Annotated in this window: 10 protein-coding genes; 6 read left to right on the top strand and 4 right to left on the bottom strand. The window is 66.1% G+C overall.

The genetic code is table 11. The features are described 5' to 3' along the window. Positions 1–79 precede the first annotated feature (79 nt). On the bottom strand, positions 80–1,192 hold the full coding sequence (locus tag ACTJI4_RS02325; protein ID WP_093534005.1) for a PLP-dependent cysteine synthase family protein: 1,113 nt from the start codon (positions 1,190–1,192) through the stop codon (positions 80–82). Between the two features lie 102 nt (positions 1,193–1,294). Between ACTJI4_RS02325 and gloA the strand changes: the two genes are divergently transcribed. The 4 genes from gloA (at position 1,295) to ACTJI4_RS02305 (ending at position 5,232) form a co-directional block, all read left to right on the top strand. Next, complete coding sequence (gene gloA / locus ACTJI4_RS02320) at positions 1,295–1,822, top strand: lactoylglutathione lyase (protein WP_440868399.1); 528 nt, start codon at positions 1,295–1,297, stop codon at positions 1,820–1,822. 91 nt (positions 1,823–1,913) lie between these two features. Next, positions 1,914–2,342, top strand: a complete 429-nt coding sequence (locus tag ACTJI4_RS02315) for a VOC family protein (RefSeq protein WP_193069514.1) — start codon at positions 1,914–1,916, stop codon at positions 2,340–2,342. 134 nt (positions 2,343–2,476) lie between these two features. Continuing rightward, positions 2,477–3,781 (top strand): putative DNA modification/repair radical SAM protein, encoded by a 1,305-nt coding sequence (locus ACTJI4_RS02310; protein WP_392918464.1) that lies wholly within the window; start codon positions 2,477–2,479, stop codon positions 3,779–3,781. Then, positions 3,778–5,232, top strand: coding sequence for a UdgX family uracil-DNA binding protein (locus ACTJI4_RS02305; protein ID WP_440868398.1), 1,455 nt, complete (start codon positions 3,778–3,780; stop codon positions 5,230–5,232). The genes ACTJI4_RS02310 and ACTJI4_RS02305 overlap by 4 nt, the downstream gene beginning before the upstream one ends. Before the next feature lie 87 nt (positions 5,233–5,319). Here ACTJI4_RS02305 and ACTJI4_RS02300 read toward each other — a convergent pair whose 3' ends face one another. From ACTJI4_RS02300 to glmS, 3 genes are all read right to left on the bottom strand, one after another. Then, the gene (locus ACTJI4_RS02300; RefSeq protein ID WP_392918470.1) at positions 5,320–5,751 is read right to left on the bottom strand and encodes a CBS domain-containing protein; all 432 of its coding nucleotides are present in this window, start codon (positions 5,749–5,751) and stop codon (positions 5,320–5,322) included. 596 nt (positions 5,752–6,347) lie between these two features. Further along, complete coding sequence (locus ACTJI4_RS02295) at positions 6,348–8,678, bottom strand: TonB-dependent receptor (RefSeq protein ID WP_440868397.1); 2,331 nt, start codon at positions 8,676–8,678, stop codon at positions 6,348–6,350. Between the two features lie 168 nt (positions 8,679–8,846). Further along, positions 8,847–10,688, bottom strand: coding sequence for a glutamine--fructose-6-phosphate transaminase (isomerizing) (gene glmS / locus ACTJI4_RS02290; protein ID WP_440868396.1), 1,842 nt, complete (start codon positions 10,686–10,688; stop codon positions 8,847–8,849). A 204-nt stretch (positions 10,689–10,892) separates the two neighbouring features. On the opposite strand from glmS, the gene ACTJI4_RS02285 reads away from it, so the two are divergent. Then, entirely contained in the window at positions 10,893–12,161 is a 1,269-nt protein-coding gene (locus ACTJI4_RS02285; RefSeq protein WP_392918479.1) for an efflux RND transporter periplasmic adaptor subunit, read from the top strand. A 32-nt stretch (positions 12,162–12,193) separates the two neighbouring features. After that, positions 12,194–12,913: an ABC transporter ATP-binding protein gene (locus ACTJI4_RS02280; RefSeq protein ID WP_392918482.1), complete on the top strand. Its 720-nt coding sequence runs from the start codon at positions 12,194–12,196 to the stop codon at positions 12,911–12,913. Positions 12,914–12,916 lie beyond the last annotated feature (3 nt).

Here is a 12,916-nt window from a genome sequence, read left to right as displayed (position 1 = left end):
CCCACCATATGGCACCGGACCCGGTGCTGCACAAGCCCCGGCGGCCACGGGTTCGTGGCCGTTCACCGGTCGGTGTTGCTCAGTACAGCGCTTCCAGCGCGGCGTTGGGCAGCTCCGGCAGGCCCTGCCCGGCCACCGCCGCGGCGATCACCGCATCGGCCTGCTCCACGTCGATGCCCTGACGCGGGTACCAGTCCGGGTTGTAGTAGCTGTGCGCATAGCGCTCGCCGCTGTCGCACAGGATCGTCACGATCGAGCCGCTGCGCCCGGCCGCACGCATGCGCTCGGCGGCATGCAGCACGCCGATGAAATTGGTACCGGTGGAGCCGCCGACGCGGCGCCCCAGCTGGCGGCTGACATGGCGCATGGCGGCCAGGCTCAGCGCGTCGGGCACCTTGACCATGGCATCCACGCTGGTCGGGATGAAGCTCGATTCCACCCGGGGCCGACCGATGCCTTCCACCCGCGAACCACCGCTGCAGGTGAGCTCGCGCCACGGTTCACCGGCCAGGGCAGCGCGGTAACCGTCGAAGAACACCGACACTTCCGGGTCTGCACACAGGATACGGGTGTCGTGCCGGCGATAGCTGACGTAGCGGCCCAGCGTAGCGGCGGTGCCGCCGGTGCCGGGGCTGCACACGATCCATTCCGGAACGGGGTGCGGCTCTTCGGCCATCTGCTTGAAGATGGATTCGGCGATGTTGTTGTTGGCGCGCCAGTCGGTGGCGCGTTCGGCGTAGGTGAACTGGTCCATGAAGTGGCCGCCGGTTTCGCGGGCCAGCTTTTCCGAATCACAGTTCAGGTCGCAGGCGCGTTCGACCAGGTGGCAGCGGCCGCCGTGGAATTCGATGGCGGCAATCTTTTCCGGCGAGGTGGTCGCCGGCATCACCGCAATGAACGGCAGGCCCAGCAGGCGCGCGAAGTAGGCTTCAGACACCGCCGTGGAGCCGCTGGACGCCTCGATCACCGGGCGTCCCTCGCGCAGCCAGCCGTTGGCCAGCGCGTACAGGAACAGCGAGCGCGCCAGGCGGTGCTTCAGGCTGCCGGTGGGATGGCTGGATTCATCCTTGAAGTACAGCTCGATGCCCGGGTGGCCCGGCAGGTCCATCGGAATGAGGTGGGTATCGGCCGAACGGTTGAAATCGGCTTCGATCTTGCGGATGGCGGCGGCCACCCATTCACGCTGCGACATGTCGACGATGGGCCAGGAAGATGCAGCATTCTACGTCCCCTTGCCGGCGCCCCGCTAAAATGAACGGCCAGCCGCGTTGCGCGGCCTCCCACAGGATCCCCCATGAGCCTTGCCTCCCTGCAGTCCCAGCCGGGCGTTGCCGCCCAAGCGCCGGCCGAAACCACCGGCTTCGTGTTCAACCACACCATGCTGCGCGTCAAGGACGCCGCCGCCTCGCTGGACTTCTACACCCGCGTGCTCGGCTTCCGCCTGCTCGACCAGCGTGATTTCCCCGAAGCCCAGTTCAGCCTGTACTTCCTGGCCCTGCTGCCGGCGGGTACGCAGATCCCGGAAGGCGACGATGCGCGTCGGCTGTGGATGGCCGGCCTTCCCGGCGTGCTGGAGCTGACCCACAACCACGGCACCGAAACCCAGGACGGCCCGGTCTACCACGACGGCAACCAGGACCCCCGTGGCTTCGGCCACATCTGTGTGTCGGTGCCCGACATCCACGCCGCCTGCAAGCGCTTTGACGATCTCAAGGTGCCCTACCAGAAGCGTCTGGAAGACGGCCGCATGAAGCACCTTGCCTTCATCAAGGACCCGGACGGCTACTGGGTGGAGATCATTTCCAACACCCCGATCGGCTGATTGCCCGGCTTCAACAATGTGCACGCCCTGCCAAGGCGGGCGTGCACCGCCGATGGTATACCTGCGTTCCTTTCCACCCGAAGGAACCCGCATGGAAACCATGGAACTGCACCGCGGCCGGCTGATCGACCACCTGCAACTGATCGTGCGTGACCTCCCGGCCAGCCGCCGCTTCTACCAGGCCGTGTTCGACACCATCGGCATTCCCATCGCCGGCGAGGGCGACACGTATTTCTGGGCCGATGAGCTGTTCATTTCCACCGCCGACAGCGAAGCGGCCGCCGGTGAACTGACCGGCCGCCACCACCTGGCCTTCCAGGCCCGCGACCGCGCCACCGTCGATGCCTTCCACAAGGCGGCATTGGCCGCAGGCGGCAAGGACAACGGCGCCCCCGGCGAACGCCCCTACCACCCGGGCTACTACGCCGCCTTCGCGATCGATCCGGACGGCAACAACATCGAGGTCGTGTACCACGGCCCGGCGAGCTACAGCGCCGACTCGGTGAAAGTCACGTTCTGAGTATCGTCGTAACCCAGACGCGCCTTCGTAGAGCCACCCTCTGGGTGGCTGCGCCCACGCCGGCCCCCTGAACGCTTCAGCCGGCGCCGACCCCAGTCTCACAACATGAGACTGGCCGCCCCTACCGTTTCCCCATGGAGACGATACGCAAACTGGCGATCCTGGCCGATGCCGCCAAGTACGACGCGTCCTGCGCCTCCAGTGGCGCGGGACGCCGCGATTCGCGCAGCTCCGGCGGCATAGGCAGCACCGAAGGCGCCGGTATCTGCCACAGCTACACACCCGACGGGCGCTGCGTATCGCTGCTGAAGATCCTGCTCACCAACTTCTGCATCTACGACTGCGCGTACTGCGTGAACCGGGTTTCGAGCAATGTGCCGCGAGCGCGCTTCAACGTCGCCGAGGTGGTTGCGTTGACCATGGATTTCTACAAGCGCAACTACATCGAAGGTCTGTTCCTCTCCAGCGGCATCATCCGCAATGCCGACTACACCATGGAGCAGATGGTGGAGGTGGCGCGGCAGCTGCGCGAGGCGCATCGTTTCTCCGGCTACATCCACCTCAAGACAATTCCGGAAGCGTCTCCGGAACTGCTGGCGGCGGCGGGGCGCTATGCCGACCGCCTCTCGATCAACATCGAGCTGCCCACCGAGGAAGGCCTGAGCAGCTTCGCGCCGGAAAAATCGCTGCCCTCCATTCGCGGCGCAATGGGTGAACTGCGCTGGCGCATCGAAGAAGCCAAGGAGGCCAAGGCCGCCAGCGACTCCAAGCCCACTACGGTGGCGGCACCGGCGCCAACCTCCCCCACCAAGCGCGCCGGTCGCGCCCGTGCACCCCGCTTCGCCCCTGCCGGCCAGAGCACGCAGATGATCGTCGGCGCCGACGGCGCCAGCGACCACCAGATCCTCGGCGCCGCCGACAACCTGTACGGCAACTACCGCATGCGCCGGGTGTACTACTCCGCGTTCAGCCCGATCCCGGATGCCAGCCGGCTGCTGCCGGTGCAGGCACCGCCGCTGGCGCGCGAACATCGGCTGTACCAGGCCGACTGGCTGCTGCGCTTCTACGGCTATGGCGTGGAGGAAATCACCGACACCACGCAGAACGGCATGCTCGACCTGGACATCGACCCGAAGCTGGCCTGGGCGATCCGCCACCCCGAGCGCTTCCCGGTGGACCTCAACGTGGCATCCAAGGAGATGCTGCTGCGCGTGCCCGGGCTGGGCGTGCGCAACGTCAAGCGCGTGCTGATGGCACGCCGCCACGGGCGCCTGCGCGTGGCCGACGTGGCCCGCCTGCGCGCGCCGATGAGCAAGCTGCTGCCGTTCGTGCAGCTGGCTGACCATCACCCGCGCCGCGCCTTGGATGACCCCACCGCCCTGCGTGCACGACTGGCGCCGCCACCGCGTCAGGCCTCGCTGTTTCCCGACGCCGCATGAGCCGCTGGAGTGTGCGGGTCGATCCGGCATGGTCGGTGCAGGCATGGCGTGATGCGGCGCGATTGGGGCTGCAGCATGGCGTTGCGCCCGAACACCTTGACTGGCTGCAGGAAGGGCACGCCTCGCTGCTGGACGCGCCGCCGCTCGCGAGCTTGCCTCCTGCGGAAAGCGACGGCAAAACCATCCCCGTGCCGAAATCCTTCGTCGAACTGGCGTCCACCTGCCTGTGCCACAGCGATCCACAGCGACACGCGCTGCTGTACCGCATGCTCTGGCGCATCGTGCATGGCGAGCGCGACCTGCTGACCAACCCGGCCGACCCCGACGTGCTGCGTGCGATGGCACTGGGCCAGGCGGTACGCCGTGACAGCCACAAGATGAAAGCGTTCGTGCGCTTCCGCGAGGTACCCGGCGAGGACAACGCGTTCATCGCGTGGTTCGAACCCGAGCACCACATCGTGGACCGGGTCGCGCCGTTCTTCGCGCGCCGCTTCGCCGGCATGCGCTGGGCGATCCTCACCCCCACCCGCAGCGTGCGCTGGGACGGACAGGAACTGGCCTTCGGCCCCGGAAGCAAGCAGGCCGATGCGCCGGTGGAGGATGCGCGCGAAGAACTGTGGCGCACCTACTACGCCAACATCTTCAATCCCGCCCGCCTGAACACCCGGATGATGCAGCAGGAAATGCCGACCCGGTACTGGAAGCACCTGCCGGAGGCGAGCCTGCTGCCCACGCTGGTGCGCGATGCCGGTGACCGCGTGCAGGAAATGCATGACCGTGAAGCGCAGGCACCACAACGTCGGATACCGGAGCAGCACATTCCCCTGCGCGGCCCGGCAACCGCGAACGGCGATTCCCTCGACGAGCTGCGCACCGCGGCCGCTGGTTGCCGGCGCTGCCCGCTCTGGGAGCCAGCCACCCAGACCGTGTTCGGCGAAGGCCCGCGCGATGCGCAGGTGATGTTCGTTGGCGAGCAACCCGGCGATTCGGAGGACCTGAGCGGCCACCCCTTCGTCGGGCCGGCGGGGCAGTTGTTGAACCGGGCGCTGCAGGCACTGGGCATCGATCGCAGCACGCTGTACCTGACCAACGCGGTGAAGCACTTCCGTTACGAGCGGCGCGGCAAGAAGCGCATCCATTCCAAGCCGCAGGTCACCCATATCAATGCGTGCCGGCCCTGGCTGCTGGCGGAGATTGAACAGGTGAGCCCGAAGGTGATCGTCTGCCTGGGCGCCAGTGCAGCGCGCGCCGTGTTTGGCCCCGGCTTCAACCTGGGCCGCGACCGTGGCCGCTGGCACACACTCGAAGATGGTACGCGGGGCTTTGCGACCGTGCACCCTTCCTGGGTGTTGCGGCAGCCTGTGGGTGCAGCGCAGGAAGAAGCGTATCGGCTGCTGCTGGGTGACCTGGAGAGGCTGTCGACCCACGCTGGAAACGGCCGCACCGAATAGAGCGAACCGCTCAGTGCGTGATGCCACTCCAGCGTCGCATCGCCGCGTGGAAGCGGACTGGACGTCCGCTCCACTGCCCCGCCTTCTTCAGTGTGCGGCCATATAGATGTCCTGCAGCACCGCCTTCTCCAGCTCCAGCTCGTTGAGCAGGTTCTTGACGATGTCACCCAGGCTCAGGATGCCCACCAGCGTGCTGCCCTCGGTCACCATCAGGTGGCGATGGCGCGAATAGGTCATCAGCGCCATGGCCTGCTTCAGGGTCGCCTCGGGCGCGATGCCTTCCAGGCCCGCCGAGGGAAGCGTGGAAATGACCCGGCGCCCAGCCTGCGGGCCGTCGTCGGCCAAGCTGCGCACGATGTCTTTCTCGGAGATGATCCTGACCGGTACATCGTCCTTCATCACCACCAGCGCGGCGATCTTGTGCGCGCTCATCTTGTGGGCGGCGGCGCCGATCGTGTCTTCGACGTCGATGGTGACAACGGAGTCTTTCTTGGATTGCAGAAGTTCGCGGACGTTCATTCTTTTTCCTGTTGCAGACTGGGTGAAGCCACACGCCTTGCGTGGTGGGACCGATTGACGCAGCCAGCGGCTGACACCCCGAGAATCGCATTTCGACTAGAACCGACGCTGAATGTCGCGGGCGGACTTGACTAAAGTTTTCCCGACGCCAGAAACGGCAAAGGGCGGCCCGGTGGGCCGCCCTTTGTTCGAGGGTGTACCGACCAACGGTCGGCACCTACCCATTTACTTCCTGGTCGAGCACGTGCCCGTTGCTGCCAGCTTGAGGCTGGCGATCTGGCGGCGACCTTCGGCCTCCGGCACCGATCAGGATCGTCTTGCATGTGCGTCCCGTCCGTGCATCCACAGCGACAGCAAGCGACGGTTCTCTGCCAGCGCAGCGATCATCAATGCGCTTCCCGTCAGGGCCAGCATGAGGGGTAGCGCCGACGTCGATGGCGAGAAGGCGTTCGCCTGCGCCCACAGCACCAAGGTCGCGCCGAGGCTGGCAGCTACCGGGGCGCGTACTCCCTGATGTCTTGCCGTTCCCCGGCACGTGCAGGCCACCACACCGCCACACGTGGCGGCCATTACGAGCAGCTCCATCACCGTGACGGTTACAGCTTCACGGTCACGCCCACCTGGAAGCCACGCCCGGGAAGCGGTGCGATGTACTTCAGCGGCGAGTTGTGCGGCCGGGCGTCCTCATCGAGCAGATTGGATCCACTGAGGAAGACCTCCACGCCCTGCACCACTGCATTGCGCATGGCGAAGGCATAGCTGAGCTGGGCGTCCAGCAGGTTGAACGCATCCAGCGGTATCTCCTGGCTCACGTTCTTGCCCAGGTACTTCTGCTTGTCGTAGTACGTACTGGACACCCTCGCCTTCCAGCCACCGCTCTCCCAGGCCACATTGGCACCGAAGCGGTTGGTCGGCATGTTGGGCAGGTACTCGCCGTCGTTGTGCGCGCGCAGGGAGTCCGGGTTGTCGGCCTTGTTCTTCACCAGATCTGAAAACGCCGAGAACGCGAGCTTGCCGTAGCTGCCCAGATCGAGTGACTGCGAAACATCGACTTCGAAGCCCTTGACGGTGGTGTCCGTCTGCTTCCAGTACTTCAGGGGCAGGCGATTGGCAGTCTGCAGGCCGGAGTAGCCCTGGTACAGGAAGTTCTCGATCTTCATGCGGTAGGCGGTGGCGGTGATGTCGAAGCCCCCCTTGTTGAACAACAGGGTGAACTCGGCATTGCGGGCGCGCTCTGGCTTGAGGTCCTGGTCGCCCTCCTCCTGGGTCAACACCGAATAGTGCCGGTTGCTGGCGTACAGCTCGTTGACGTCAGGCGCGCGCGCCGAGGAGGAATAGCGGGCCTTGGCGCCAAACAGGCGGCCCAGCTGCACGTACCCACCCGCGTTGTAGCTGTTGAACGTGAACGCGCGGTCCTCCAGCGGGGCGTTCGGTGAGTTCCTGGAGGTGGTGAAGGCACTGTGCTGGATCGTGTGCTCGACGCGCTCGTGGCGGAAGCCGGCGTCAAAGGATGCCCAATTGAAGTCCAGGCTTTCCTTGATGAAGGCAGCCAAGCCCTCGGTGTCCACGTCCGGAAGGTAACGCTGCGGTCCACTGCCGCGGATGGTCCGGTTGCGGTGGCTGGCACCGAACAGACCGCTCAGGGGGCCCACCGGCTGGTGGGCCAGCAGCAGTTCTGCCTGGAAGATCTCGAAGTCGTACGCGTTGGCTTTCGAACTGCCCAGGTACTCCCCCGATGTGTTGCTCAGCTGCGACAGCTTGAGCTCGGCGGTTTCGAGGAAAGGGACCGGGTCGCGCAGGGTGCCTTCCAGCGTGTAGCGGTCCTGCGTGAGTTTCACGCCGACCGGTCGGCTCTGGCTGAGATCGGTGCCGAAGGAGAGGTTGTCCATCGAGAAGCCGGGCACGCCGTACTCGCTGTCTTTCGAGTCCATGCTGGCCGCCAGGTAGCCACGGTCGAAGAAGTAGGTCGAGCCCACGGCCAGGTGCGTGTTGCGGGAATAGCTGTTGCCCAGCGTGCTGCGATAGTTGGGGGTGACGTCGCGGTTGATCCGGTTCTGCACGTAGGACGGCGTGCCTTCCTGGTACAGCGGGTTTGCCGGATTGACGTAGGTCCTGCCCATCCACACCGAGGTGGGCCGGTTGGTGTAGTACGAGAATTCGCCGTCGGCCCAATCCGGGTTTTCGGTCATGAACTGGTCGATGTACGGTTGCGAGGCCTTGTTGTAGACCTGCTGTATCCGCGCTTCCTTCTGGCAGGCATCGGCCAGCGCGCTGTTGACCCCGCCCGCGGCGGGAAACAGCTGGCTGTTGCATACATCGGCCTTGCTGTCGCCCGGGATGTCGTAATGCGACATCCGCTGCACGGACATCTGCACGTTGGTGGACACGTTGCGCTGGTTGTTGAAGTTCATGCGGAAGCCCTGGGCGTCGACATCGTTGAACCCCTGCCGCAGCACCAGCTCCATTTCCTGGTCTTTGCTTTCCATCTCACGGGAAACCAGGCCCGAATCGATGTCGACGCTGCCGCCGAGCGCGTTGCCGCCATGGCGCACCGTGTCGGAGGACTTGTTGACGGTCACGCGCCTGACGAAGAGCGGGTCGAAGGGCACGTTGATGTCGCCGCTCAAGGCATTCATGCCAAGGATGGACTGACCGTCCTCCAGCACCTGCACGCGGTTGCCGCCCAGGCTGCGGATCACCGGCGCGCCGGCATTCGGCCCGAAGGCGCTGCTCTGCACGCCCGACACATGCTCGAGCATGTTGCCAAGCGTGCGGTTCTGGGCCTGGATGTTTTCTACCACGACCACGGTATCGACCCGCGACGGGCGGTCGGCTTCGACGGTGACCTCTGGAAGCGTGGTCTCGTCCGCTGCGTAGGCGCTATGGATGGTGAGTAGAACGGCAACTGCTAGAACGTGGCGACGCATACATCCCCCTTCAAATGAGGCGCGATGTTATAACGTTACATTCACGCTGGCAACGGGCTGGCCGGCGGGCGGAGGAAAACAAAAAGGGCGGCCCCTCAGGATCGCCCTTTTTGGAGAAGCGTAACGACCAACGGTCGTTACCTACCCGCCATCGACCTTGGTCGATGGCTATTCCACCGTCACGCTCTTGGCCAGGTTGCGCGGCTTGTCCACGTCGGTGCCGCGCGCCAATGCAGTGTGGTACGCCAGCAGCTGCACCGGGATGGTGTGCACCACCGGGCTGAGCACGCCGGCATGGCGCGGGGTGCGGATGACGTGCACGCCTTCGGATTCGACGAAGTTGCTGTCCTGGTCGGCGAACACGAACAGTTCGCCGCCGCGGGCGCGCACTTCCTGCATGTTGGATTTGACCTTCTCCAGCAGGCTGTCGTTGGGCGCAATCACCACCACCGGCATGTCCTCATCCACCAGCGCCAGCGGGCCGTGCTTGAGCTCGCCGGCCGGGTAGGCCTCGGCGTGGATGTAGGTGATTTCCTTGAGCTTGAGCGCGCCTTCCAGCGCGATCGGGTAATGCAGGCCACGACCGAGGAACAGGGCGCTGCTCTTGCGCGCGAAACGCTCGGCCCAGATGGCGATCTGCGGTTCCATGTTGAGCGCGTGCTGCACGCTGCCCGGCAGGAAGCGCAGCTGCTCCAGGTACTCCGCTTCCTGCGCCGCATCGACGCGGCCGTGCAGCTTGCCCAGCACCACGGTCAGCTGGAACAGCGCGGCCAGCTGGGTGGTGAACGCCTTGGTGGAGGCCACGCCGATCTCGGCGCCCGCACGGGTGTAGCAGACCAGTTCGCTGGCGCGCGGAATGGCGCTCTCCGGCACGTTGCAGATCGACAGCGTGTGCAGGTGGCCCAGCGATTTGGCGTACTTCAGCGCCTCCATCGTGTCCAGGGTTTCACCGGACTGCGAGATGGTGACGATCAGGTGCTTGGGGTTGGCATACGCGGCACGGTAGCGGTACTCGCTGGCGATCTCCACGCTGCACGGCAGGCCGGCGATGGATTCGATCCAGTAGCGTGCGGTCAGGCCAGCGTAGTAGCTGGTGCCGCAGGCGAGGATCTGCACGCCTTCGATGCCGGCCAGCACGCTTTCGGCATTCTTGCCGAACAGTTCGGCCGGGAAGCCACCGGCGTCGATCGCCGCTTCGATGGTGTCGCCCAGCGCGCGCGGCTGTTCGTGGATTTCCTTCTGCATGAAGTGGCGGTACGGGCCCAGCTCCAGCGAGGCCAGCGACACGTCCGACTGGTGCACGCCCCGGTCCACCGGCTGGTTGTGTTCGTCATACACCTGCACGCCATCGCGGCGGATGTCGGCGGTGTCGCCCTCTTCCAGGAAGATCACGTTGCGGGTGGCCGAGATCACCGCCGACACGTCGGAGGCCACGAAATTCTCGCCCTGGCCCAGGCCCACCAGCAGCGGGCAGCCCATGCGCGCGCACACGAAATGGTCCGGCTCGGCGCGGCTCATCACCGCCAGCGCGTAGGCACCGGTCAGTTCCTTGACCGTGCGCTGCAGCGCCGACAGCAGGCTGTCGCCGTTCTTGAGGTTGTGGTGCATCAGGTGGGCGATGACTTCGGTGTCGGTCTGCGACTCGAACACGTAGCCCAGCCCACGCAGGCGCTCACGCTGCTCTTCATGGTTCTCGATGATGCCGTTGTGCACCAGCGCCACGCCGTGGCTGATGTGCGGGTGGGCATTGGCTTCGGTCACGCCGCCGTGGGTGGCCCAGCGGGTATGGCCAATGCCGAGGGTGGCGTCGAAGCCTTCGGCAACGGCGGCCTTTTCCATCTCGGCCACGCGCCCGGTGCGGCGCACGCGGCGCACGTCGGCCTGGGCACGGGTCTGGTCCAGCACCGCGATGCCGGACGAGTCGTAGCCCCGGTATTCCAGCCGCTTCAGTCCTTCGATCAGTACCGGCACCACATCGCGATCCGCGATCGCTCCCACAATCCCGCACATAGATTCAGATCCCTGCTGTCGAACACGCATTCTAGCGTGGGCGGCCGTACGGCTTGGACGCTGTCCGCTTAACAAAAGTGTCCGCTGCGCTGTCCGCGGACACCCGGACAATCGCGCAGACTTCGCAACCCATTGTTTTCAAAGGCCGGAATGTTGGCACGCGGTGTGCTTGGCATATCGCATCCCCAACCGCGAACGAGCCCGATGATCCGCGACACTTCCGCACAGGACCAGACCCTCTCTACCCCGGGCACGGCCGCGCCGTGGAAGCGCTGGCTGTGGCCGGGCATCGCCGCGCTGGTGGTGGTGCTGGCGATCGGCTTTGCCGCCCGCGCCTGGCTCGGCGCGAGCCGCTCGTTCGACAGCGCGCGGGTGCGCATCGCCGAGGTCAAGCAGGGCGACCTGGTCCGCGACCTGGCCGCCGATGGCCGGGTGATCGCCGCCAACAGCCCGATCCTGTACGCGATCTCCGCCGGCACGGTGGACCTGAAGGTGGTGGCCGGCGACGTGGTCAAGAAAGGCCAGGAGCTGGCGGTGATCGACAGCCCCGAGCTGCGCAGCAAGCTGGCCCAGGAGCGCACCACCCTGGCCGGCCTGGAAGCCGAAGCCAGCCGCGCCGTGCTCGATGCCACCCTGGCGCGGGCCAAGGCCAGCAAGGAAACCGACCAGGCCAACATCGAGCGCCAGGCCGCCGAACGCGACCTGCAGCGCTACCAGCGCGGCTACGACGGTGGCGCGGTACCGCAGATCGACCTGGCCAAAGCCAACGACAGCCTGAAGAAGGCCGACATTTCCCTGGCCAATGCCCGGACCGACGCGCGCCTGCAGGGTCAGGGCGCGGACCTGGATGCCCGCAACAAGCGCCTGCTGGCCGACCGCCAGCGCGCGGTGGTGGAGGAAGTGCAGCGCCAGGTGGACGCGCTGACCCTGCGCGCGCCGTTCGATGGCCAGGTAGGCCAGGTGCAGGCCACCCAGCACACCCAGGTGGCGGCCAACGCCCCGATCCTGGGCGTGGTCGACCTGTCGCGCTTCGAAATCGAGATCAAGGTGCCGGAAAGCTTCGCCCGCGACCTGTCGATCGGCATTCCGGCCCAGCTCACCAGCGGCAACGGCCAGCCGTTCCCGGGCGAGATCAGCGCGGTGTCGCCCGAAGTGGTGGCCGGCGAAGTGAACGCCCGCATCCGCTTCACCGACAAGCAGCCGCAGGGCCTGCGCCAGAGCCAGCGCATGCAGTCGCGGATCGTGCTCGATACCCGCCGCAACGTCATCAAGGTCGAACGTGGCCCGTTCGTGGAACAGGGCAACGGCCAGGCCTACGTCATGGAGGGCAATACCGCGATCCGCCGTCCGGTGCAGCTGGGTGTCAGCAGCCTGGGCGAAGTGGAAATCCTGTCCGGCCTGCGACCCGGCGACCGCGTGGTTGTCTCCGGCGCTGAACTGTTCGGCGATGCCGAATCCGTCTCCATCAACTGATCACCCTCACCTCTCCAACCAAGGAAACAGCCATGCTCGAGATGCGCTCGGTCGCCAAAGTATTCCGCACCGAACAGGTGGAAACCCATGCCCTGCGTTCGCTGGACCTGCACGTGCGCGAGGGTGAGTTCGTCGCGGTGACCGGCCCGTCCGGTTCGGGCAAGACCACCTTCCTCAATATTGCCGGCCTGCTGGAAACCTTCACCAGCGGCACCTACATGCTCGATGGGCAGGACGTGAGCAAACTGGGCGACGACGCCCGCAGCCGCCTGCGCAACCAGAAGATCGGTTTCATCTTCCAGGGCTTCAACCTGATCTCCGACCTCAACCTGTTCGACAACGTCGACGTGCCGCTGCGTTACCGCGGCATGCCGGCCAGCGAGCGCAGGCAGCGCATCGAACGTGCGCTGGGCCAGGTGGGCCTGGGCTCGCGCATGAAGCATTACCCCTCCGAACTGTCGGGCGGCCAGCAGCAGCGCGCGGCCATCGCCCGCGCCCTGGCCGGCAGCCCTCGCCTGCTGCTGGCCGACGAACCGACCGGCAACCTGGACAGCCAGATGGCCCGTGGGGTGATGGAACTGCTGGAAGAGATCAACGCCGCCGGCACCACCATCGTCATGGTCACCCATGACCCGGAACTGGCCGCGCGTGCCCAGCGCAACGTGCACATCGTCGATGGCCAGGCCACCGACCTGGTGCGCGAACCGGTGCTGGCCACCCCGCGCGTTGCCGTCGCCACGCTCAACGACTGAGGC

This window comes from Stenotrophomonas sp. 22385 (assembly GCF_052045085.1).
Lineage (GTDB): Bacteria > Pseudomonadota > Gammaproteobacteria > Xanthomonadales > Xanthomonadaceae > Stenotrophomonas.
This window is presented reverse-complemented; position numbering and strand designations above follow the sequence as displayed.

What these genes read in the sequence shown, in the direction of transcription:
- ACTJI4_RS02325 (WP_093534005.1), bottom strand. Translation starts at nt 1,192, where the DNA reads ATGTCGCAGCGTGAATGGGTGGCCGCCGCCATCCGCAAGATCGAAGCC.
- gloA (WP_440868399.1), top strand. Translation starts at nt 1,295, where the DNA reads ATGAGCCTTGCCTCCCTGCAGTCCCAGCCGGGCGTTGCCGCCCAAGCG.
- ACTJI4_RS02315 (WP_193069514.1), top strand. Translation starts at nt 1,914, where the DNA reads ATGGAAACCATGGAACTGCACCGCGGCCGGCTGATCGACCACCTGCAA.
- ACTJI4_RS02310 (WP_392918464.1), top strand. Translation starts at nt 2,477, where the DNA reads ATGGAGACGATACGCAAACTGGCGATCCTGGCCGATGCCGCCAAGTAC.
- ACTJI4_RS02305 (WP_440868398.1), top strand. Translation starts at nt 3,778, where the DNA reads ATGAGCCGCTGGAGTGTGCGGGTCGATCCGGCATGGTCGGTGCAGGCA.
- ACTJI4_RS02300 (WP_392918470.1), bottom strand. Translation starts at nt 5,751, where the DNA reads ATGAACGTCCGCGAACTTCTGCAATCCAAGAAAGACTCCGTTGTCACC.
- ACTJI4_RS02295 (WP_440868397.1), bottom strand. Translation starts at nt 8,678, where the DNA reads ATGCGTCGCCACGTTCTAGCAGTTGCCGTTCTACTCACCATCCATAGC.
- glmS (WP_440868396.1), bottom strand. Translation starts at nt 10,688, where the DNA reads ATGTGCGGGATTGTGGGAGCGATCGCGGATCGCGATGTGGTGCCGGTA.
- ACTJI4_RS02285 (WP_392918479.1), top strand. Translation starts at nt 10,893, where the DNA reads ATGATCCGCGACACTTCCGCACAGGACCAGACCCTCTCTACCCCGGGC.
- ACTJI4_RS02280 (WP_392918482.1), top strand. Translation starts at nt 12,194, where the DNA reads ATGCTCGAGATGCGCTCGGTCGCCAAAGTATTCCGCACCGAACAGGTG.